This window comes from Nocardiopsis alborubida (genome assembly GCF_012396365.1).
In the GTDB taxonomy this organism is placed as follows: domain Bacteria; phylum Actinomycetota; class Actinomycetes; order Streptosporangiales; family Streptosporangiaceae; genus Nocardiopsis; species Nocardiopsis alborubida.
Map to the genome: position 1 here is coordinate 11,208 of NZ_JAAXPG010000048.1, position 22,029 is coordinate 33,236.

The 22,029-nt window shown below is 71.8% G+C and carries 18 protein-coding genes, 1 tRNA gene and 1 pseudogene; 3 read left to right on the plus strand and 17 right to left on the minus strand.

The genetic code is table 11. The features are described 5' to 3' along the window. Positions 1 to 51: 51 nt before the first annotated feature. The 6 genes from HGB44_RS30350 to HGB44_RS30375 form a co-directional block, all read right to left on the minus strand. On the minus strand, positions 52 to 1,560 hold the full coding sequence (locus tag HGB44_RS30350) for a serine/threonine-protein kinase (protein ID WP_061082888.1): 1,509 nt from the start codon (positions 1,558 to 1,560) through the stop codon (positions 52 to 54). Then, the gene (locus tag HGB44_RS30355) at positions 1,560 to 3,014 is read right to left on the minus strand and encodes a peptidoglycan D,D-transpeptidase FtsI family protein (RefSeq protein ID WP_061082887.1); all 1,455 of its coding nucleotides are present in this window, start codon (positions 3,012 to 3,014) and stop codon (positions 1,560 to 1,562) included. The genes HGB44_RS30350 and HGB44_RS30355 overlap by 1 nt, the downstream gene beginning before the upstream one ends. Next, complete coding sequence (locus tag HGB44_RS30360) at positions 3,011 to 4,420, minus strand: FtsW/RodA/SpoVE family cell cycle protein (RefSeq protein ID WP_061082886.1); 1,410 nt, start codon at positions 4,418 to 4,420, stop codon at positions 3,011 to 3,013. The genes HGB44_RS30355 and HGB44_RS30360 overlap by 4 nt, the downstream gene beginning before the upstream one ends. Before the next feature lie 6 nt (positions 4,421 to 4,426). Beyond that, positions 4,427 to 5,776: a Stp1/IreP family PP2C-type Ser/Thr phosphatase gene (locus HGB44_RS30365; protein ID WP_061082885.1), complete on the minus strand. Its 1,350-nt coding sequence runs from the start codon at positions 5,774 to 5,776 to the stop codon at positions 4,427 to 4,429. Next, complete coding sequence (locus HGB44_RS30370) at positions 5,773 to 6,279, minus strand: FHA domain-containing protein FhaB/FipA (RefSeq protein ID WP_174547308.1); 507 nt, start codon at positions 6,277 to 6,279, stop codon at positions 5,773 to 5,775. The genes HGB44_RS30365 and HGB44_RS30370 overlap by 4 nt, the downstream gene beginning before the upstream one ends. Before the next feature lie 256 nt (positions 6,280 to 6,535). Beyond that, positions 6,536 to 7,303 carry an FhaA domain-containing protein gene (locus HGB44_RS30375; RefSeq protein ID WP_449289536.1) on the minus strand — a complete coding sequence of 256 codons (768 nt, stop codon included), beginning with the start codon at positions 7,301 to 7,303 and terminating at the stop codon, positions 6,536 to 6,538. A 231-nt stretch (positions 7,304 to 7,534) separates the two neighbouring features. On the opposite strand from HGB44_RS30375, the gene HGB44_RS30380 reads away from it, so the two are divergent. Next, positions 7,535 to 7,617 (plus strand) — tRNA-Leu (locus tag HGB44_RS30380). 360 nt (positions 7,618 to 7,977) lie between these two features. Here the strand turns inward: HGB44_RS30380 and HGB44_RS30385 are convergent. The 9 genes from HGB44_RS30385 to HGB44_RS30425 form a co-directional block, all read right to left on the minus strand. Further along, positions 7,978 to 8,721 (minus strand): cupin domain-containing protein, encoded by a 744-nt coding sequence (locus tag HGB44_RS30385; RefSeq protein ID WP_061082884.1) that lies wholly within the window; start codon positions 8,719 to 8,721, stop codon positions 7,978 to 7,980. Continuing rightward, positions 8,718 to 9,749 carry a DUF6807 domain-containing protein gene (locus HGB44_RS30390; RefSeq protein WP_061082883.1) on the minus strand — a complete coding sequence of 344 codons (1,032 nt, stop codon included), beginning with the start codon at positions 9,747 to 9,749 and terminating at the stop codon, positions 8,718 to 8,720. The genes HGB44_RS30385 and HGB44_RS30390 overlap by 4 nt, the downstream gene beginning before the upstream one ends. Before the next feature lie 50 nt (positions 9,750 to 9,799). Then, entirely contained in the window at positions 9,800 to 11,686 is a 1,887-nt protein-coding gene (locus tag HGB44_RS30395) for an ABC transporter substrate-binding protein (protein ID WP_061082882.1), read from the minus strand. A gap of 65 nt (positions 11,687 to 11,751) precedes the next feature. Then, on the minus strand, positions 11,752 to 12,909 hold the full coding sequence (locus HGB44_RS30400) for an ABC transporter ATP-binding protein (RefSeq protein ID WP_061082881.1): 1,158 nt from the start codon (positions 12,907 to 12,909) through the stop codon (positions 11,752 to 11,754). Beyond that, complete coding sequence (locus HGB44_RS30405) at positions 12,899 to 13,984, minus strand: ABC transporter ATP-binding protein (protein WP_061082880.1); 1,086 nt, start codon at positions 13,982 to 13,984, stop codon at positions 12,899 to 12,901. Before HGB44_RS30405 ends, HGB44_RS30400 begins: the two co-directional genes overlap by 11 nt. A 5-nt stretch (positions 13,985 to 13,989) precedes the next feature. Beyond that, a complete protein-coding gene (locus tag HGB44_RS30410) occupies positions 13,990 to 15,153 on the minus strand; it encodes an ABC transporter permease (RefSeq protein ID WP_061082879.1) in 1,164 nt (387 codons plus the stop codon). Positions 15,154 to 15,156: 3 nt separating this feature from the next. Then, positions 15,157 to 16,158 carry an ABC transporter permease gene (locus HGB44_RS30415; RefSeq protein ID WP_026115342.1) on the minus strand — a complete coding sequence of 334 codons (1,002 nt, stop codon included), beginning with the start codon at positions 16,156 to 16,158 and terminating at the stop codon, positions 15,157 to 15,159. A gap of 55 nt (positions 16,159 to 16,213) precedes the next feature. After that, positions 16,214 to 17,329, minus strand: coding sequence for a Gfo/Idh/MocA family protein (locus HGB44_RS30420; RefSeq protein WP_061082878.1), 1,116 nt, complete (start codon positions 17,327 to 17,329; stop codon positions 16,214 to 16,216). A 145-nt stretch (positions 17,330 to 17,474) separates the two neighbouring features. Beyond that, positions 17,475 to 19,895, minus strand: a complete 2,421-nt coding sequence (locus HGB44_RS30425) for a beta-xylosidase/alpha-l-arabinosidase (RefSeq protein WP_061082877.1) — start codon at positions 19,893 to 19,895, stop codon at positions 17,475 to 17,477. 349 nt (positions 19,896 to 20,244) lie between these two features. On the opposite strand from HGB44_RS30425, the gene HGB44_RS30430 reads away from it, so the two are divergent. Next, positions 20,245 to 20,868, plus strand: a complete 624-nt coding sequence (locus tag HGB44_RS30430; protein WP_061082876.1) for a TenA family protein — start codon at positions 20,245 to 20,247, stop codon at positions 20,866 to 20,868. Positions 20,869 to 20,937: 69 nt separating this feature from the next. On the opposite strand, the gene HGB44_RS30435 is transcribed toward HGB44_RS30430, so the two are convergent. Further along, positions 20,938 to 21,495, minus strand: coding sequence for an SSI family serine proteinase inhibitor (locus tag HGB44_RS30435; RefSeq protein WP_061082875.1), 558 nt, complete (start codon positions 21,493 to 21,495; stop codon positions 20,938 to 20,940). Between the two features lie 78 nt (positions 21,496 to 21,573). Between HGB44_RS30435 and HGB44_RS30440 the strand changes: the two genes are divergently transcribed. Then, a complete protein-coding gene (locus HGB44_RS30440; protein WP_168444216.1) occupies positions 21,574 to 21,906 on the plus strand; it encodes a rhodanese-like domain-containing protein in 333 nt (110 codons plus the stop codon). On the opposite strand, the pseudogene HGB44_RS30445 reads toward HGB44_RS30440, so the two are convergent. Next, a pseudogene (locus HGB44_RS30445) lies at positions 21,903 to 22,029 on the minus strand (IS481 family transposase); the annotation flags it as partial. The gene HGB44_RS30440 and the pseudogene HGB44_RS30445 sit on opposite strands and share 4 nt — an antisense overlap.

The following is a 22,029-nucleotide window of genomic DNA, read 5'->3' on the forward strand; positions in this document are numbered from 1 at the left end:
GAGGCCGCCCGCGGGCCGCCGCCTACCCTGAACGTCTCTCGCTCACGGTCTCTAGGTGGTGCCTTCTTCTCCGCCGCCTTCATTGCCGCCGCCGCCTTCATTGCCGCCGCCACCGCCACCGCCGCCGCCGTTGTTCGGGGGAGTCTCCTCGCCCCCTGGCGGTCCCGGGGTGCCGTTGTCGGGCGGAGGGCTCTGGCCGCCCTCGGAGTCGTCGTCCTCGCCGTCCTCGGGAGCGTCGCTCTCCTCGTCGCCCTCCTCCGGGGAGGGGATCGGGCTCTCCACCGGGTCCTGCGGCCCCGTGTTCCAGCCGGTGTCGCCCTCCGGGGCCACGGGGACGTCCGCCGGGGCGGTCTCCACGGGCTCCTCGGTCTCCTCCGGTGAGGAAGAAGGGGTCGCCGCGGGAGGGTCGACGGTGTCGCGCATGTTGCCCACCTCGGACCTCCCGTTGGACAGGAATCCGGCCACCACCGCGGCCGCGATGATGATCGCCGCGGCCGCGGCCGCGAGGATCACGGGCACGCTGACGCGGCGGCGCCGCTCCGGTGCCCCGGCCAGCCTAACCGACTCGTCCTCCTGACCGGTGACGGTGGTCGGCTGGCCTGCGGTCCGGTACGTCATCGCACCCGAGCCGGGTCCGGTCACCGCTCCCACCACCGCGGTCTGGGCCATGCCCTGGAACCCGGTGGAGGGCGTGGGCGGACCGGTTCCGGCGTTGGAGCGGATCACCGCGGCCGTGTGCGCGACCTCGCTGGCCGACGCGGGACGGTCCTCGGGCTCCTTCAACAGCAGGGAGGACACCAGGTGGTCGACGTCCGCGGGCACGTCGCCGGGCAGCTCCGGCGGCTCCTCGCGGGTGTGCGCGAGGGCGAGCGCCACCGGGGTGTCGCCGGTGAACGGCGGTGTCCCGGCCAGGCACTCGTAGGCCACCACGCCGAGGGCGTACAGGTCCGAGGAGGAGGTCGCGGGCCTGCCCGAGGCCTGCTCGGGGGAGATGTACTGGGCGGTGCCCATGACCATGCCGGTCTGGGTGAGGGTGACCGACATGTCGCCGCGGGCGATGCCGAAGTCGGTCAGCTTGAGCTGGCCGTCCGGGGTGACCAGCAGGTTGCCCGGCTTGATGTCGCGGTGCACCACGCCGCGCGCGTGCGCGGCGGCCAGGGCCTTGGCCGCCTGGCACACGAAGTCCAGGGTCTGGTCCGCGCTGAGGCGGCCCTGCTCGCGCAGGACCTGGGAGAGAGGTTCGCCGACCACGAGTTCCATGATCAGGAAGGCGCGGCCGTTCTCCTCGCCGTAGTCGTAGACCTGGGCGATCCCGGGGTGGGAGAGGCCTGCGGTGATCCGGCCCTCGGTGCGGAACCGCTCCCTGGCCGTCGGCTCGGCCATCTGGGAGGGGTGCAGCAGCTTGACCGCCACGGGCCGGTTGAGCAGGGTGTCGGTGGCCTTCCAGACCGTACCCATGCCACCGGAGCCCACCTGCTCCTCCAGGCGGTAACGATCGCTCAGAACGGTCCCGGTGAGGTCACCGGGACCGTTCTGGGAAGACGGTTCGTAGGCGCTCACTACTGAACCACTGCCTCCATCATCTGACGGGCGATCGGGGCGGCGATCTCGCCGCCGCTGCTGCCGCCGTACTCGACCACGACCGCGACCGCGATCTGCGGGTCGTCAGCCGGGGCGAAGCCGATGAACCAGTTGTGGGTGGGGCTGTCCGGGCCGGTCTCGGCGGTACCGGTCTTGCCCGCGACCTCCATACCGGAGATGGCCGCGTTGGTTCCCGAGCCGCCCGGCCCGGTGACCAGGGTCATCATCTCGGTGAGGCTCTCGGCGGTGCTGGCGCTGACCGCCTGCGAGTAGCTCTCCGGGCTGGTCTGGGTGACCACGGACAGGTCCGAGTCGCGCACGGTGTCCACCGCGTAGGGCTTCATGACCTCACCCGAGTTGGCCACGCCCGCGGCGACCATCGCCATCTGGAGCGGAGTCGCCTGCACGTTGGACTGGCCGATGCCGGCGCGGCCCAGGATGTTGGGGTCGCTCTCCACCGGGGCGCTGCTCGGGATCACCGACAGCGGGACGTTCAGCTCCTCCTCGCGGTTGAACCCGAACGCGGTGGCCTGCTCCGACAGGGCCTCGCCGCCCATCTCGATCGCCCAGTTGGCCATCGAGGTGTTGCAGGAGATCTGGATCGAGTGCGCCAGGGTGTCGGGCTGGCCGCCGTTGCAGGTGCCGCCCGGGGTGGCGTTGGGCAGGTTCCCGCCCAGGTCCATGTTGTCGGGGGCCTCCTGGGTGGACTCCGGGGTGGCGCCCAGGTGCTCCATGGCCGCCGCGGCGGTCACCACCTTGAACGTCGAGCCCGGAGGGTAGAACTCGTGGAGGGCCCGGTTGAGCAGGGGCTTGCGCGGGTCGGCCTCCAGCTCCGTGTAGTTGGTCACGGCCGAGTCGATGTCGGTGATGCTGACGACCTCGTTGGCGTCGTAGGACGGGTAGGACACCGCGCCCAGGATCGCCCCCGTGCTGGGGTCGAGCGCCACGGCCGCGCCGTTCTTGTCGCCCAGGTTCTGGAAGCCCTCGTAGGCCGCCTGCTGCACCTCCGGGTCCAGGGTGAGCTGGACCTGGGCGCCCTCGGGCTCGCGGCCGGTGATGATGTCGCGGAAGTTGCGCACCGCCAGCCGGTCGTCGGTGCCGTCGAGCAGTGAGTTCTCGGTGAGTTCGATGCCCGAGGCGCCGTAGGTGCGGAAGGAGCCGACGATCGGCGTGTACAGTCCGCCGCCCTCGTACATGCGCTGGAACTCCGCGGACTCGCTCTCGCCGGCGATGTTCTCCGAGTAGGCCACGTTGTCGTCCGCGACCAGGATGGGGCCGCGGGCCTCGCTGAGCCGTTCGGTGAACTGACGCCGGTTGAGCGGGTCCTCCTTGATCGCCTGCGCCTGGAAGCCCTGGAGCCAGGTGACGTTGGCCATCAGGATCAGGATCAGGAGGAAGGCGAAGATGCTGAGTCTGCGGATCGGTGTGTTCATCGTCGGATCACCTGTGTCGCGCCCTCGTCCTGGATGGCCTGCGGTGCGGGGCGTCGGGCGTTGTCACTGATGCGGAGCAGGATCCCCATCATGATCCAGTTCGCCAGCAGCGCGGAACCGCCCGCCGCCATGAAGGGCGTGGTCGAGCCGGTCAGCGGGATCACCCGGGTCAGGCCGCCCAGGACGATGAAGACCTGGTAGGCGAGAAGGAAGGCGACACCGCTGGCCAGCAGCTTGTTGAACGCGCCGGTGGCCGCGAGCGCCATGCGCATGCCGCGCTCCACCAACAGGCCGAGCACCATGAGGATGGCGAGCAGGCCGGTCAGGCCCAGCTCCTCGCCGATCGTGGCGAGGATGAGGTCGCTGTCGGCGGCGAAGGTGCTGTACAGCTCGCCGGCGCCGAGGCCGGTGCCGAAGAGGCCGCCGTAGGCCATGCCCACCAGCCCCTCCACCAGCTGCTGGCTACCGCCGACCGCCTCGTACACCTCCTGGTCGAAGGCGTTGATCCAGATGTTGACGCGGGCCTGGACGTGCCAGAAGAGCAGGTAGGCCACGAACGCCCCGGCCGCGAACAGGGCCAGGCCGATGGTCACCCACGAGGAGCGCTGGGTGGCCACGTACAGCATCGCCAGGAACGTGCCGAAGAGCAGCAGCGAGGTGCCCAGGTCGCGCAGGAGCACCAGCATGCCGATGGCCAGTACCCAGCCGACCAGGATCGGTGCCAGGTCGCGCGCCCGGGGCAGTTCGATGAGGGTGAAGCGGCCGATCTTGATCGGCTTGCCGACGATCTGCAGGACCTGGCGTTTGCTCATCAGATAGGACGCCAGGAAGATCACCAGGGCGATCTTGGCGAACTCCGACGGCTGCATGGTGAACGGCCCGATGCCGATCCACAGCCGCGCGCCGTACACCTCCTGGCCCAGGCCGGGGATGACCGGCAGGGCGAGCAGGACGATCGCGCTCAGGCCGCTGACGTAGGTGTAGCGCTGGAGGACGCGGGGGTCCTTGAGGAAGATGATGATGAGGAAGCACAGGACCAGGCCGATCGCCGTCCACATCACCTGTGAGCCGGCCCCGGCGCGCTCGATGTCCTCGGCCTCACCCGCCTGGATCCGCCAGATCATCGCCACGCCGACCCCGTTGAGGAACAGGGTGCAGGGCAGGATCAGCGGGTCGGCGTAGGGAGCCACGAAGCGCATCGCCACGTGCGCGGCGGCCGACAGGGCCGCGAAGGTCAGGCCCACCGTCCACATCGCGGAGGGGACCTGGCCGTTGAGGTTGAGGCCCGCGATCGCGATGCCCGCCATGGTGATGACGATGGCGAAGAGGATGAGGACCAGTTCGGCGTTGCGCCTCTTGACGGGCGGCAGCGCGGTCGGCGCCTCGGGTTCGGAAGCCTTACTCACGTGGGCTCACCCGGACCCTTCCTCGGTCCGGGCCCCGCCCGCGCCCTCGCTCAGCACGTCGACGCTCGCCCGCGCGTCGTCCAGGCTCTCCGCGGGCAGGGTGTTCTCCACCGAGCCGCGGTCGGCCTCCGAGAGCGAGTCCAGGGTGATCTCGGTCTCCTCCACCTCCTCCGACAGGCTGAAGCCCGCGATGTCGGTGTTGATGCCCTGGTAGATGCTGACGGTGTCCCCCGAGGGGGAGGGACCCACGTAGTACTGGCTGTTCACGTACCGGCTGCCGAAGTAGTACGTGGCCCCCGCGACGACGGCGACCACGACCAGGAACACCAGCACCATCGGCCACCAGCGCCTGGGGCGGTACTCGGGTTCCGAACGGCCCCGCCGGTCGGCCGGCGGGGCCTCGTAGTCGTCGTACTCGCCGTTGTAGGGCTCCTGGTAGGCGTCGCCCGCGGCGTAGGCGTCCGGCCCGGGCTCGTCCCGGACGGGGTCCATCTCGGCGGTGTCGCCGGATCCCCCGCGCAGTTCCTGCGCCCGTCTGGCGGGTGTGTCGTTGCCCTGGTCGACGCTCTCGCGGCGCTGGTCGGCGGCGCCGACCACCTGGGAGGCGCGGGTGGGCCCCTCGCTGTCGGTCTCGGCCTCGATGACGTCGGCGACGACCGCGGTGATGTTGTCCGGGCCGCCTCCGCGGATGGCCAGCTCGATGAGCTTCTTGGCCGCGCTGCGCGGGTCGGCCTCGGTGGCGAGGGTCTCGTGGATGGTCTTCTTGCTGACCACGCCGGAGAGCCCGTCGGAGCAGAGCAGGTAGCGGTCGCCCGCCTTGGCCTCGCTGATGGAGATGTCGGGGTCGACCGGGCTCTTGCCGTCCAGGGCGCGCAGGATGAGGGAGCGCTGCGGGTGGGTGGCGACCTCCTCCTCGGTGATCTTGCCCTCGTCCACCAGGGTCTGCACCAGGGTGTGGTCGTGGGTGATCTGCTCGAAGCGGGGGCCGCGCATGAGGTAGGCGCGGGAGTCACCGATGTGGATGAGCGCCACCCGCGGACCGGCCCAGAGCATGGCGGTCAGGGTGGTGCCCATGTTCTCCAGCTGGGGCTCCTCCATGATCCTGCGCGACAGGGAGGCGTTGGCCTGCTCGACGGCGCGCTGGAGCACCTCGGCCATCTCGTCGGACCGTGGCGGCTCGGAGTCGAGGCGGCGGATCGAGGAGATCGCGATGGAGCTGGCCACCTCACCGCCCGCGTAACCGCCCATGCCGTCGGCGACCGCGAGGAGGTTCTGGCCGGCGTAGCCGGAGTCTTCGTTGCCTTCGCGGAGGCATCCTACGTCGGAGTACGCCGCGTATCGGAGAGCGATTGTCATTTGCGCAGTTCCAGGACGGTTTTGCCGATACGGATGGGCTGTCCCACCGTGATGGGCTGGGGGCGGTTCAGCTTCTGCTGGCCGAGGTAGGTGCCGTTCGTCGAGTTCAGGTCCTCCACGAACCAGCGGCCGTTGTCGGAGTAGACGCGCGCGTGGCGGCCGGACGCGTAGTCGTCGGTGATGACGAGCGTGGAGTCCGGGGCGCGTCCGATGAGGATGGGCTGCGAGGCGAGGTCGACGCTGGTGCCCTTGAGCGACCCCTGGGTGACGACCAGGGCGGTGGGCTCGTTCCGGCGCGCGCGGGGCGGCCGGGCGGGCTGCGCCGAGGAGTACGACGGGGAGGGGTCCCGGTCCCGGCGCGGCGCCGCCGGGCGCGGTTTCCTCCGGGGCTTCTTCTTGGAGCCGAAGAGATCCGTGCGGATCACACCGATCGCGGTGAGGACGAACAGCCAAAGCCCCGCGAGATACACGATCTTGATCAGTATGAGGGTCAAGTTGGACATCGAACTGCTCTTCAGCCCCTGTCGTGCTTCGGCCGGGATGGCGGTCATCTGCGCCGCCACCATGTCTGCCCACCTTCGGGTCGGTGAGTCGCGAGGTCGCTGGACGCGGCCTGCGGCCGCGGCCATTGTGCCCGATCGGTCAGGTCTTCGCGGAGACTACCCTCCCGGCCGGATATCTGACAGCGGACCTGAGCCCGGCCCGCCCCTTGTCAGACGCCCGTGGAACCGCGTTGGTTTTCGGATCCGCCGCCGGGCGTCAGTCGCGGCGGAACGTCATGGTGGTGCGGCCGAGGCTGATCCTGCTGCCGTCCACCAGGCGGGCCTGCCTGACCTGCTGTCCGTTGACGAAGGTCCCGTTCGTCGACCCCTTGTCCACCAGGATGGCCTCGTCGCCGTCCAACCGGATCTCCACGTGGTGACGGGAGACGCCGTTGTCGACCAGGCGCAGGTCGCAGTCGGTGCCGCGGCCCAACAGGGTGACCGGGGTGGTCAGCTCGAAGGACTGCTGCATCCCGTGGCTGGCGATGGCGCCCTCGGCGGCGGCGCCGCCGGGGGAGATCAGCAGACGCGGACGTCCGGTCTGCTGCTGGCCACCGCTCGGGCCGGGGTCGCCGACCGGCTGGCGGACCTCGCCGTCCTTGCCGACCATGGTGCCGCGCACGACGCCGGAGCGGATGCGGAAGCGACCTGTCTTGAGGCCTTCGTCGGACCTGAAGTGAACACGGACCGGCCCGACGAAGGAGTAGCCCTGCTCCGTCGCGTAGTCGCGTGCCAGCTTGGACAGCTCCTGCCCCAGGCTGTCGGCGTAGACTTCGAGGCGCTCTTTGTCGCTGGTGGCCAGTTCGACGATGAAGTCGTTCGGAACCAGGGTTCGACCCTGGGCGACGATCGCCGCACGCTCGTCCATCTCACGCTGGACGGCGCTCGCCACCTCGACCGGTTGGAGCTCGGACTTGAAGGCCATCGCGAAGGTGCCTTCGATCATGCCCTCAAGCCTGCGCTCGAAGCGTTGGAGCACTCCCACGAGGTACCTCCCTTTTGTACTCCACTTCGTATGTGTAGACGATCGTAACCGGGCCAAGGTGCCCCTGGTTTCAGGCGCACCCCCGGGACGGCCGCCCGGGGGCCGCGAACCGGTGGTCCGAAACGCGTGTGCGACCCACCTTCAGACCGTGCTAGCCTTATCCATGTCGCCAGGGGGAAACGGACGAAAAGCCCGGTTCACCTGGCAACACAACTGAATGGCATGTCACTCGGGCGGGTGGCGGAACGGTAGACGCGCACGGTTCAGGTCCGTGTGTCCGAAAGGATGTGAGGGTTCAAATCCCTCCTCGCCCACGTTGCGCGGGTTGCTGCTCGCCAGCCTCCGGCTGGCTCGCGGCAGCCCGCGGTTTCTTTTTTCGGGGGGCGACCCCCGTGCCCCCGTACGGCGCGGGTTGCTGCTCGCTGGCCTCCGGCTGGCTCGCGGCGGCCCGCGGTTTCTTTTTTCGGAGCAGCCCCTCCGCGCCCCCGGCGGGCTCAGGATACCTGGTGAGGGCCGTGTGACGGCTTCGCCGGGTTCCCGGTTTCCTGATCTCTGCCCAGGTCACGGCCCTGTGTCCGGAACCGAAGCACACCACGGACCGGAACCGGGCGGTGTCCCCGCACGAATCCGGTTCCGGTACCCGTGTCGTCAGCTCCGGTCCTCCCGTTCCCTCCTCAGCCGGCCCTCCTCGCCCCGTCGAGGTCCCACACCCGAAGGTGCCCGCACATACCGTTGCGCAGCGGCCCGGGCGGGGAGTCGGCGGTGTAGACGGCCGAACCGGCGAGGTGTTCCCCGTCACCCCGGCCCAGCGCCTCCAGGTGCTGCACGGTGCTCCGCGCCTGGTGGACCGGCCCCCTGTCGACGTGGTGGTGCCAACCGGCGGCTCGGTCCCGGACCAGTTCCGTGGCGGCCCGGTACAGCCCCTTCAGCGCGTTCGGCCCCTCCCGCTCCACCCGTTCCCTCAGTTCCAGGTAGCCCTCCACGGCGAGGTCCCGGCGCTCCCGCGCCGCACGCTCGGCCGAGGTGACGGCCCGGGGCAGCACGGTGGCCCGGCGGTAGGCGTCCGGGTCGGCCAGGACCCTGCCCGGGTAGGTGAGCACGGCGTCGCCCGACTCCGGCAGGCCGGCGTTCTGCATGACCACCAGGATCTCCAGGTCGCCGCTGTCGTTGACCAGCCGGTGCACGGTCCCCGGCGTGAACCACAGCAGGCTGCCGGGCCGCAGCGGGGTCCGCTGGAACCCCGCGCCGCTCAGGGTCTCCAGCGCGCCCTCGCCCCGGAGCACCACGTACCCCTCCGCCGAGGCGGTGTGCAGGTGGGGTGAGCCCCCCGCACGACCGTCGACGGCGGGCCAGTCGTAGACCCGCAGGTGGGAGATGGCTGTGCCGCCGGGGAAGCCGGGGACGCGCGGGGCGTTCACCGCGCCTCCCCGCCCGTGCCGCCGTCGGCGCCCGGGACAGGGCCGGTGGCGGCGCGCTCGGAGGCCGCGTCCGCCAGTTCGCCCAGGCCGAGGTCGGCCAGGGCCCCGGCCCCCTCCGCGCCCCGGTCCCCGTCGGCGACGACGACCGCGTACCGGTAGGCGAGGGAGCCCCCCGCGGGGACGGTCACCACCTCGTCGAAGAAGGGGGCCGGGCACACACAGGCGAAGATCCCGCTGCGCACGAACCACTTGACGGGGTGACCGGGGTTGTCGGGCGCGTCCACGAACGTCAGCGTCGACGCCGCGTCCGTGCCGTCGTGGCGGCCGGTGAAGGCCAGCCAGGGCGACCGCGTTCCCATGAGGTCGTCGTCGCCCTCCCTCCCCTCCGTGTAGGCGCGGCCCCCGCTGAAGGAGCGGGGGCCGCGCCAGAACAGGCCTCCGTACCCGGCGTTGGGCCGCCCCTCCGTGGTGGGGCTGCCGAAGGGGACCTCCTCCTCCGTCAGGTTGGTGAAGGAGGTCGTGAACACCATCGTCCAGGCCCCCCGGCCGGGGGCCGCGGTGAACCGCAGCCCCCGGCGCTCGGAGAACCAGGTCTCGCCCTGCTCGGTCACCCACTCCAGTCGTTCTCCGATCGAGACCCGTTCCGGTGAGGTCTCGATCAGGTCGAAGGATCGGTGCTCTGTCGAGCCGTCGTTGGCGAGCTGCCGGTACCCCGAGTCCCGGAGGTAGGTCGGGCCGCCCCAGAAGTTGGCCGGTCCGACGTTGGGCAGGGACCACGCGATCCCCTTGTGCCACACGTGGTCGTGCGGCCGGTACAGGCTGACGGTGTCCCCGCCCAGGGTGCGGATCGGGTGGAGGTAGGGGCGCGGCGACTCCAGCTGCACGTCCCAGGGCCGGTACACGTAACGGACGAGTTCGTTCCCGTCGTGGGTCAGGCGCAGCGAGCGCCCCTGCTCGTGGACCAGCCCCAGGCCGATCCCGGCGGGTTCTCCGCCGCCTGCCGTGGTCGCCGTGGTGTTCGCGGACATGTCCTTACCCTTCTGTCGCCTCTGTCGCCGTGGGGGGAGGGCTGCGGCCGTCACTCCTCGATGAAGTACTGCTCGGGGTTGGTCGGCCCCGGGTCGTTGTAGTTGCCGGAGGAGGGCATCGACCCGGGCACGTTGTGGAAGTCGTCCGCGACGATCCCGTAGCCGGTCGGGCTCAGGCTGACGCCCATCGCGTAGAACTGCTCCTGGGAGACCGCCAGGAACTCGCGCATCAGCTCCTCGCGGGCCTCGGGGTCGGGCTCGGCCTGGACGGCGTCGTACATCTCCAGGTGCTCGCGCACGTCGGCGGGCGGCTCCTGGGAGCGCGGGTCCTCGCCGTCGGAGACGTACCACTGGGCCCACGGGATGGCGAAGTTGGACTCCCCGCTCTGGGTGGGCGCGTACCAGCGGGGGTCGTACATCGCGTCCATCATGCCGTTGTCGCCCGACCACACGTTGGCGTCGTGCTCGTTGTTCTCGCGGCGGGTCTGCCACAGCGAGCGGTCCTCGGTGTTGAGCTCCACGTCGATGTCCAGCTCCTGCCAGAAGCCGACGACCATCTCCATCGAGTCCACGATGTCGGGGCGAAAGTCCGTGGGCACCGACAGCGTGAAGCGCACCGTCTCGCCGCGCGGGCTCGTGCGGAAGCCGTCGGAGTCGCGCCCGTCGTAGCCCGCCTCGTCGAGGAGCGCGTTGGCCAGGTCGAGGTCGTACTCGGTGTACTGCTTGGCCAGCTCCTCGTCGTGGAAGGGGCTGTCCTCGCGGGGCGCGCCCTGCCAGGGCTCACCCTGCTCGCGGTAGACGACGTCGATGATGTCCTGGCGGTTGATGGCGTGCGAGAGCGCCACCCGGAAGTCGCGGTCGTTGAAGGTCTCGCGCAGCTCCTCGTCCTCGTGGGTGAGGTTGAGGGAGATCATCGCGGTGTTCATCTCCGCGGGCCGCAGCTCGAAGAAGTCGTAGCCGCCCGACTCGCGCGCCTCGGCCAGGGTGGGCCTGTTCTCCAGGGTGTTGAAGTGCCGCGAGTGCATGTCGAACTCGCCGTTGAGCGCCCTGACCAGCATGACCTCCTCGTCCGGGAGGATGTCGAAGACGACCCGGTCGATGTAGGGGAGCTGGTTGCCCTCGGTGTCGACCTTCCAGTAGTAGGGGTTGCGCTCCAGCACCATCCGCCCGGAGTCGGCCAGCGGCTCCACGACCTGCCACGGGTACATCGTGGGGATGTCGGGGTTCTGCCAGTACTGGGCGCTGTTGATCACCCCGGCCTTGTCCTCGAACATCTCGACCCAGCCGGCGTACCCCTCCTCCTCGGCCAGCTCGTCGGCGTCGGGGTTGTACTCGATGTGGAACTGCTCCAGGTAGTGCTTGGGCTTGGTCACCACCTGGTACTGGAGGAGGTCGTACCCGGCCCAGAGGGCGTCGGGCTCGTCGAAGGTGATGGTGAGGGTCTGCCCGTCGACCTTCTCCGCGGTGCCGGGGTTGGCGGCCGCGACCGGCGTCAGCGCCTCGTTGTTGTAGATGTCGTTGAAGGCGAACACGACGTCGTCGGAGGTGAACGGCTCGCCGTCGGACCAGCGCAGGCCCGCGCGCAGGGTGAAGGTCAGTTCGGTGGCGTCCTCGTTGTACTCCCAGGACTCGGCGAGGTTGGGGATCACCTCCTGCCACTCCGGGTCCCAGCGGGTGAGGTTCTCGTAGCCCACGGTCCTGCCGAGCCAGGGCCAGTCGCCCACGCCGAGGATGGCGGTGTTCCACTCGCCGCCGTACACGCCGACGCGGTCGTGGGGCTCCACCACCAGCGGTTCGTCGGGCAGCCGTTCCTCCAGCGGGGGCAGCTCGCCCGACTCCACGAGGGCGGCGAGCACCGGCGCCTCGCCGGTGCCCTCCACCCGTTCGCCCTCCTCGACCTCGGGGTCGAGGGAGAGGAAGGTGCACCCGGTGGTCATCACGACCGCCGCCGCTCCCGCGGCGGCGCCCAGCCACCGCCTCCCGCCGCCTGCCGTTCGTCGTCTCATGAGTCCTTCTCCTGCCTCGTGGGGGGTTCCCGCGTCGCGCGGGCCGGGGGACCGGTGGTCGCGGTGCCGGGCGCGGAGTCCGCGGTGATCCCGGCCAGGTCGAGCTCCTCGGCGTGGTGGCACGCCACCGTGCGGCCCGGCGCGACGGTGCGCGGCGCGGGGTCCTCGGCGGCGCACAGGTCGGTGGCGTACCGGCACCGGGGGTGGAAGGGGCATCCGGACGGCGGCCGCGAGGGGTCGGGCACCTCACCGGTGAGCCGGACGCGCTCGCGGGTGCCGCGCAGCCGCGGGTCGGGGATGGGCACCGCGGAGATCAGCGCCTCGGTGTAGGGGTGCCGCGGACGCCGGAACAGCTCGTCGGTGGGCGCCACCTCCACGATCCGGCCGAGGTACATGACCGCGACCCGGTCGCACACGTGCTCGACCACCGACAGGTCGTGCGAGACGAACAGGTAGGTCAGGCCGAGGTCGTCCTGGAGGTCCTGGAGGAGGTTGAGGATCTGCGAGCGCACGGAGGTGTCCAGGGCGCTGACCGCCTCGTCGGCCACGACCAGGCGGGGACCCGGGACCAGGGCGCGGGCGATGGCCGCCCGCTGGCGCTGGCCCCCGGAGAACGCGTGCGGGTAGCGGCGCAGGTGGTCGGGGTGCAGGCCCACCCGCTCCACGGCCTCGCGCACGCGCGCCTCCAGCTCCTGACCGCGCAGCCCCAGCAGCATCCGCAGGGGTTCCCCGACGATGTCGCGCAGGGTCATCCGGGGGTTGAGGGAGGACTGCGGGTCCTGGAAGACCATCCGCACCTCGCGCCGGTAGACGGCGGTGTCGTCGCCGGACAGCGCCAGGGCCTCCAGGACGCGGCCGTCGGAGGCGCGGTAGCGGATCCGTCCGGCGGCCTCCGGCCGGGTCCGCATGATGCTCGAACCCAGGGTGGTCTTGCCGCAGCCGGACTCCCCGACCAGGCCGAGGGTCTCGCCCGGGTACACGTCCAGGTCCACCCCGGCCACGGCACGCACGTGTCGGGGGCCGCGCCGTGAGCGCCCGCGCACGGGGTAGTCCACCCGCAGGTCGCGGATGCTCAGGACGGGTTCGGCCGTGGGCGCGGACGCGGGTCCGCGCGGCGCGGGGTCCGGCGGTCCGGCCGGTGTCTCAGTCGGCATCGACGGTCTCCTCACCGGTCGGTTCGGCGCCCGTGCCGCCGGGGGGCGGGGTGCCCCCCTCCAGGAGGCAGCGCACCCGGCGGCCGGGCCCGGGGGCGGTGACCGGGGGGACGGCGGTGTCGCACAGCCCCTCCACGGCCTCGGGGCAGCGGGTGCGGAACACGCAGCCGGTGGGCTGGTTCCCGGGGTCGGGGATGGCGCCCCGGATGGTGGGCAGGCGGCGCGAGCGGGCCGCGCCGATCCGGGGGACCGCCTCCAGCAGCGCGCGGGTGTAGGGGTGGCGGGGGTCGTGGAAGATCTCGTCCACCGGTCCCTGCTCGACCACCGTGCCCAGGTACATGACGGCGACCTCGTCGGCGATCTCGGCGACCACGCCCATGTCGTGGGTGATGAAGAGCAGGCCCATGCCGGTGTCGCGGCGCAGGTCGGCGAACAGGTCGAGGATCTGGGCCTGGGTGGTCACGTCCAGCGCGGTGGTGGGCTCGTCGGCGATGAGCACGCGCGGCCCGCACGCCAGGGCCATCGCGATCATGACCCGCTGCCGCATTCCGCCGGAGAGCTGGAAGGGGTAGGAGTCCACGACGCGCCCGGCGCCGGGGACCCGCACGCGTTCGAGCAGGTCCACGGAGCGCTCGCGGGCCTCCCGGCGGGACACGCGGTGGTGCACGCGCAGGGGCTCGCCGATCTGGTTGCCGACCGTGTGCACCAGGGACAGCGAGGACATGGGCTCCTGGAAGACCATGGCCACCTCGCGGCCGCGCACCGCGCGGATCTCCCTGCCGGTGGGGTGCAGGGCGGCCAGGTCCACGGGCTCCCCGCCCTCCTGTTCCGGGTGCAGCAGGACCCTGCCGCCCACCACCTCGCCGGGCGGCTCCACCAGTCGCAGCACCGAGCGGGCCATGGCGCTCTTGCCGCAGCCGCTCTCGCCGACCACGCACAGCGTGCTGCCACGGCGGACCGCCAGGTCCACCCCGTCCACGGCGCGCACCACGGTGTCGTCGGTGGTGAAGTGGGTCCGGAGGTCCTGGATGTCCAGGACCACGTCGTCGCGGGTCTGGGCCGCCACGGCGGCCACCTCCCTCACCTGTACGGGTCGGCGGCGTCGCGGACGCCGTCGCCGACGAAGTTGAGCACCAGCACCGCCACCGTCACCGCGGCCCCGGGCAGCAGCAGCCAGGGGGCGCCCGCGATCGAGTGGATGTTCTGCGCCTCCTGGAGGAGGACGCCCCAGCTCACGACCGGTGGTTGCAGACCCAGGCCCAGGAAGGACAGCGAGGTCTCCGCCAGGATCATGAACGGTACGGCCAGGGTCAGCGAGGCGATGATGTGGCTGGTGAAGGACGGCAGCATGTGACGGGCGATGACCCGTCCGGTGCCGCAGCCGTCCAGTCGGGCGGCCGTCACGAAGTCCTCCTGGCGCAGCGACAGGAACCGGCCGCGCACCACGCGCGCCAGGTCGGTCCAGCCGATGAGCGACAGGAGCACGGTGATGGCGACGTAGGTCTGCACCGACCCCCACTCGCGGGGGACGGCGGCGGACAGGCCCATCCACAGCGGGATCGTGGGGATGGACATCAGGAACTCGATGACGCGCTGGATGGCGTTGTCGACGCGTCCGCCGAGGTAGCCGGACAGGCCGCCGAGAACGAGTCCCAGGACGAAGGACAGCGCGACCCCGGCCAGGCCGATGGACATCGACACCCGGGTGCCGTGGACGATCCGGGAGGCCATGTCGCGGCCGTTGCGGTCGGCGCCCAGGAAGTACACGTCCTGGTCGGGATCGCTGGCGCCGATCAGGTGGACGTCCGAGGGGATCAGGCCCCACATCTCGTAGGGCTCGCCGCGCACGAACAGGCCCACGGGGATCTTCACGGACTCGTCGACGGCGTAGGTGTTGGCGAGCGTCTCGGGGTCGCGTTCCACCCGGTAGCCGTACACGTACATGCCCAGGTCGAAGCCGTCGGAGGTGTCCACGACGTGCAGTGCCTGCGGCGGGGCGTAGGTGCGCTCGGCGTTGTAGGCGTCCGGTGTGCTGGGTGCGACGAACTCGGAGAACACCGACACCAGGACCAGCGCGCACAGCACGAGCGCGCCGGCGACGGCCAGCTTGTTGCGGCGGAAGCGCCGCCAGACGAGCACGCGCTGGGGCGCCTCCCCCCGCGGGTCCGCGGCGGACGGGGGCCCGGCGGCGGTGGCGTCTCGGGGCCCCTCGGGGGGCGGGGGCCGGTCGGGCAGGGCAGCCATGGGTCACACCCTCTCGACGTGGTGGTGGCGGATGCGCGGGTCCCACCAGGCCAGCAGCAGGTCGGACAGCAGGGTGCCGACGACCGTCAGCACGCCGAGGACGAGGATGAAGCTCCCGGCCAGGTACATGTCCTGGTTGCGCAGGGCCTCCACCAGCAGTGGTCCGGTCGTCTCCAGGCTCAGCACGATGGAGACCATCACCTCGCCGCCCACGAGCGTGGGCAGGATCCAGCCGATGGTGCTGATGAAGGGGCTGAGCGCCATGCGCACGGGGTACTTGAGGATGACCCGCCACTCGGGCAGGCCCTTGGCGCGGGCCGTGGTGACGTAGGGCTTGCGCAGCTCGTCCAGGAGGTTGGCGCGCAGCACGCGGACGAGCGCCGCTGTGCCCGCGGTGCCGATGATGAGCACCGGTATCCACAGGTTGGACACCACGTCCAGGACCTTGCCCAGGTTCCAGGCGGCGTCGGCGTACTCGCGCGAGACGATGCCGCCCACGCTCTGGCCGAAGTAGCGGAAGGACACCCAGGCGAAGATCAGCGCGAGCATGAAGTTCGGCGTGGCCAGGCCGACGAACCCGACGAAGGTCACCGCGTAGTCGCCCGGCGAGTACTGGCGGACCGCCGAGTACACCCCGATCGGGAAGGCGATCGCCCAGCTCAGCAGGAGGGTGACCAGGGCCAGGGCCAGGGTGAGGCCGATCCGGTCCCACATCAGGTCGGCCACCTCGCGGTGGTACTGGAAGGACTGGCCGAAGTCGCCCTCCAGGACGATCCCGGAGATCCAGTTCCAGTACTGGACGAGGAAGGGGTCGTTGAGCCCGTACCTCTCCTCCAGGGCGCGGATCTGGGCGCTGTCCACACCCTGGCCCTGCGCGGACAGCTCCGCGATGTAGGCGGTGAGGAAGTCGCCCGGGGGCAGCTGGATGACCAGGAACGCGACCAGCGAGATCGCCAGCAGGGTCGGGACCATGTACAGCACGCGGCGGATCACGTAGCGGCGCACGGCGTCCCCCTCGGCGCGGGCGACGGGCGGGGGCCGTCCGCCGGCGGGCGCGGCCTCACCACCGGACCGCACCGCCGTCCATGCGCGCGTGGAACGGCGACTCCGGCCCCAGGTCGGCGGGGGTGACGGGCCGTCCCTCGAAGGCGGAGGCGTAGACCCCCGCGACCAGGCGCATCGTCCGCAGCGACTCGGCGGAGGACACGGGCGGGGCGGTGCCCTCGCGCAGCGCCTCCAGCACCCGGGCGATCTGCGCGCTGTGACCGCTGTCGGTGCCGTGCTCCCCCGCCTCCCAGGCGGCCGTGACCTCCTCCTCGAACCCCGGGGCGGGGGTGATCCGCCAGTTCCCGTCGCCGTAGCCGTAGAGGTGGACCAGCTCGACGGTCGCCCGCTCGAAGTCGATCCGGATCCGGCTCTCCTCCCGAGGGGAGACCAGGCTGTTGACCACGCTGGCCACCGCGCCGTTGGCGAAGTCCACCCGGGCCAGGGAGACGTCCTCGGTCTCGACCTCGCGCGCCTGGCGGCGGGCGACCGCCGACACCTCCGTCCACGGGCCCAGCAGGAAGAGCAGCAGGTCCATCTGGTGGATGCCGTGCCCCATGGTGGGGCCGCCGCCCTCGGTCTCCCACCTGCCGCGCCACGGCACGTCGAAGTACTCCTGGGGCCGGAACCACGTCGTGTGGCAGGCCGCCACCAGGGGCCGCCCCAGCACGCCGGCCTCCGACAGCGCCCGCACCCGGCGGGCGCCCGAGCCGAAGCGGTGCTGGAACACCGTGGCCATCCACGGCCCGCGCCCGCCGCCCTCGGCCGCCGCCATCCCCTCCGCCTCGGCCAGGCTCAGCGCCGGCGGCTTCTCCACCAGCACGGAGGCGCCCGCGCCCAGGCAGGTCTCCACCTGGGACCGGTGCAGGCCGGGTGGTGTGCACACGTGCACCAGTTCCGGACGTTCCCGGTCCAGCATCGCGGTCAGGTCGGTGTACCCGGCCGGGACCGCGAAGCGGGAGCGGAACACGTCCAGGGCGCGGGTGTCGACGTCGACGGCGGCGACGATCGCGGCCCGGTCCGGCAGGGACAGCAGCGCTTCCGCGTGGAAGCGGGCGATGTTCCCGGTTCCCACGAGCGCGACGCGGACCGGGCCCGTGGGTGGACCGGCCGTCGGGGCGGGGGTGCTCATGTGTGGTTGTCTCCTCTGTCAGCGGGGGGTACGGGGGGTGGAGGAGTGTTCGGCCGGAAGGGGCCGGAGACGGGTGGTAAGCGCTTGCTCAGTGGGCCTGGGAGCGGGCTCGGCCGGGGGCCGCGCGGGGCGCGGCCCCCACCGCTCAGCCGCGTGCGGCGACCTCCTTCCGGCCGGCCTGCTCGTCCTGGTCGACGGGGTCGAGCTGGATCCCGCAGGCCAGGCGCCGGGTGTGGTCCACGACGCGCGTGGGCCCGTCGAGCAGGACCGGCACGGTGTGCCGGACGTCCTCGCTGGACGCCGACAGCAGCAGCTCCAGACGGCCGGGCTCGACGATGCGCCGCCCGTCCGGGCCGGTGTAGGAGGCCAGGTCGGCGTGGACGGAGAAGTCCACCGCCCGCGCCTCCCCGGCCTCCAGGTGCACCCGCGCGTAGCCGACCAGCTGTCTGCGGGGCCTGGCCACCTGGGCGACGGGGTCGTGCAGGTAGAGCTGGACGACCTCGGTCCCGGCGGCGCCGCCGACGTTGCGGACGGTGCAGCCGACGGTGACTTCCCCGTCGGTGCCCACCCGGGGGACCTCCCCCGGACGGACGGGGCCCGCGTCCACGCGCGGGTCCTCCCAGACGAACCGGGTGTAGGACAGGCCGTGGCCGAAGGGGTGGCGCGGGGTCGGGTCCACCGAGCTGACCTCGCTGCGGTGGGCCAGGTCGGGACCGAGGTAGGTGGCGGGCTGACCGCCGGACGTGCGCGGCACGGACACCGGCAGGCGCCCGCTGGGGTTGACCCGGCCCGACAGCACCCCGGCCACCGCGGGCATGCCCTCCTCACCGGGGAGGAAGGCCTGGACGACGGCGGCCAGCCGGTCGGCGACCGGGCCCAGCACGTAGGGCCGCCCGGACACCACCACCGCGACCACGGGGGTGCCGGTGTCGGCCAGGGCCTCCAGGAACTCCTGCTGGACCCCGGGCAGGCGCAGGTCCTCCGCGTCGCAGCCCTCACCGGAGGTGCCCCGGCCGAACAGGTCGGAGCGGTCGCCCACCACGGCCACGCACACCCGGGCGCGTCCGGCCGCCAGCAGGGCCTCGGCGAAGCCGTCGGTGGAGTCGCCGTCCACCGAGCACCCGGCACGGTGCTCGACGCGGACGCCGGGCAGTTCGGCGCCCAGGGACTCCAGCAGGGTGGGGATCTCCACGCCGACGGCGGTGCCGGGGTGGCGCCTGCCCACGTGGGCGGGGAAGGAGTAGCAGCCGAGCACGGCGTCGGCGGTGTCGGCGAGCGGTCCGACCAGGGCCAGGTCCCCGGTGCCGGTCAGGGGGAGCACGTCGTCGGTGTTGGAGAGCAGGACCACCGAGCGCTCGGCGAGTTCGCGGGCCAGCGCGCGGTGTTCGGCGGGGTCCAGGTCCACGGGGACGGCGGGATCCTCGGGCTCCGGAGACCAGCCGGCGTCGAGCAGCCCCAGCCCGCACTTTTGGAGGAGCACGCGCCGGGCGGCCCGGTCGACCAGCTCCTCGGACACCTCACCCGAGCGGACCAGGGCGGTGAGCAGGTCGCCGTAGCAGTGCACGGTGGGCAGTTCGACGTCCACACCCGCGGTCAGGGCCAGGGCGCCGGCCCGCTCGGCGGAGTCGGCGACGCGGTGCAGCGTCTGGAGGAAGGCGACGCCGAAGTAGTCGGCCACCACGGTGCCCTCGAAGCCCCACTGGTCCCGCAGCAGGCCGGTGAGCAGTCGCGTGTCCGCGGCGGCGGGCACCCCGTCGATGTCGTTGTAGGCGGACATGACCGACCCGGCGCCTCCGTCGCGCACGGCCATCTCGAAGGGGGGCAGCAGGACGTCGGCGAACTCGCGCGGGCCGATCGAGACCGGCGCCAGGTTGCGGCCGCCTCGGGAGGCCGAGTAACCGGTGAAGTGCTTGAGGGTGGCCACGATCCCGGCGGACTGGAGGCCGCGCACGTAGGCGGTGCCCACGGTCGCCACGAGGTGGGGGTCCTCGCCGATGGTCTCCTCGGTGCGGCCCCAGCGGGGGTCGCGGGACACGTCCAGCACGGGCGCCAGGCCCTGATGGACGCCGACCCGGCGCATGCTCCCACCGATCTGCGCGGCCATCCGTTCGACCAGGTCGGGGTCGAAGCTGGCGCCCCAGGCCAGGGGGACCGGGTAGATCGTCGCGGTCCAGGCGGCGAACCCGGCCAGGCACTCCTCGTGGGCCAGGGCCGGGATGCCGAAGCGGTTGGCGGCCATGATCTCCCGCTGGCTGCGGGCCAGCGACGCCCGGCCGGCGGCGGGGTCGACCGGGAGGGTGCCGAAGGGGCGGGTGAGCTGGCCGAGGCCGTGCTCGATGACCTTCTCCCAGGCGGGGGGTTCCTGGGTGAGGTCGTGCTGGTGAGGTGCGACGGCCTCGCCCGAGGCGTCCGCGCTCACCCACACACCGTGCAGCTGGGCGACCTTCTCCTCCAGGGTCATCGATCCCAGCAGTCGCTCGACGCGCGTCGCGTCGGGGAGGGAGGGGTCCCGCCAACCGTCGTCGGCGTCCTCCCGGTCCGCGACGTGTTCCGAGGGTCCGGTCATGTGGGTGGGCCTTTCTGTGCTCAGTGGGGATGCGGGGATGTCGTGTGCCCGGATGGTGGTCCGCGTGCCATGGGGATCCGAAACTTTCGAAATTAGTATCGAAACTTACTGACGGAGAATGTACGTAGTCGCGGTAGGCAGGTCAACCCCTGTGGGAGATATAGGTCACATGCAGGCGTTGACCTGCGGCATCCGAAAGAGGGCAAGGGGCTGCCTTGAAAGGGTTTCGTCAGGCGGATCCAGGGGAACCCGAAAAAGCCCGAAAGTTTCGGAAAGGCCGCCGGGCCGCACTGTCCGGACGGTCCGGGCCGCCCTGGGTTTCCGAAAGGGCGGATGGGACACTTCGGGCGTGGGAATTCTCGAACGACTCCATGAGATCGGGCGGCCGCTGGTCGCCGAGCAGCTGGCGCACCCGACCGTCGCCGGGATCGCCCGGGGGGACCTGGACGAGCGCGCCTTCCGGTACTGGCTGGAGCAGGACCACCTCTACCTGCTCGACTACGCGCGGGCCTTCTCCCGGCTGGCCTGGCAGGCCCCCGACGACCACCTCGCCGACCTGGTGGGCATCGCGCACAGCACCCTCAACGAGGAGCTGGAGCTGCACCGCTCACTGTCCGGGGAGTTCGGCGCGGACCTGACCACCCGGGACAAGGGCCCGGCCTGCGCGGCCTACACCGCCTGGCTGCTCGACGCCGCCGCCGACTACCGCGACGGGCTCGCCGCCGTGTACCCGTGCATGTGGGGCTACAACCAGCTCGGGCTCGCACTCGCCGGCGACCGCCCGGAGGAGCCGCGCTACCGCCGGTGGGTCGACACCTACGCCGCCCCGGAGTTCACCAGCCTCACCGAGTACTACGGGCGGATGCTGGAGGAGGCCGCTCCGGAGCCCGGGCGCGCAGAGCGTTTCTTCCTGGAGGGCATGCGCCACGAGGTCGCCTTCTGGGACACGCCCCACACCGCGCGCACCAGCTGAGCCGTACGCGCGACGGGGAGCCGGGCGGCGCGGCCCGGCTCCCCGTTCTGCCGTCGGGTACCGTCCCCGTCAGGGGTTGAGCACCGTGGACAGGGTCTCGAAGCGCTCGATCTCGCAGCCGTTGCGCTTGTTGAACTCGGTGTCGACCTCGGTCCCGCCGACGTGCCCGGTCACGTGGACGACCTCGGGGCCGCCCACCTGCATCGTGCACATCGTGTCGGAGGTGTCGCCCCCGGTGAAGGGGCCGGTGCCGACCTCCTCGATCTCGGCGCACGCCGCCTCGGGGTCGGGGTGGTCGCCGCCCGCGGGGGAGCAGGTGAGGGTCCACACCCCCTCCTCGTAGCCCTCCGCGGGCACCAGGCCCTCGCCGCCGCTGAGGGTGCGTTCGATGGTGAGGCTGGTCTCGGCCTCCCCGCCTCCCGTCTCCCCCGGGGCGGGGGCGTCCGTGGCGGAGGAGGGGTCGTCGGGGGACGCGGAGGGACCGGTCCCGTCGGGTGCGGAATCGGACTCGGGTGCCGGCGCGTTCACCTCGGCGGGTTCGTTGCCGCAGGCCGTGAGGAGCAGGCCGAGGGCTGCGAGAGCGGCGAGGCGGGTCGGCAGGGCCGTCGCGAAGGTGTGCTGAGCCATACAGTTCGGACGCGGGGGGTTTCCGACGGGTTCCCCCGCATCTCACATTTCTCGAAGTGCACGGATACAGGGGGTCACATGTTCGGCAGCGGTGTTCCGGAGGCCAACGTCACCGAGGTGCCCGAGGGCGCCTACCTCCTCGACGTCCGCGAGGACGACGAGTGGAACGCGGGCCACGCGCCCGACGCGACGCACATCCCGCTCGGCCAGCTCAACCAGCGCGCGGGCGAGGTCCCGCGCGACCAGCGGGTCTACGTCGTCTGCCGCGTGGGAGGCCGCTCGGCGCAGGCCGTAGCGGCGATGAACCAGGCCGGGTGGGACGCGGTCAACGTCTCCGGCGGCATGCAGGCCTGGGAGCACGCCGGACGCGGCATGGCCGCGGAGGGCGGAGCGGAACCCCGGGTGATCTAGGTGTACTGACCTGAGAGGTTGGTGACGCGGGAGGCGGGAGGGCCACCGATCGCGGTGTGGAACCGGTGATGATTGTAGTGATGCAACCACCCCGCGAACGCCTCCCGCCTTTGTGCTTCGCTG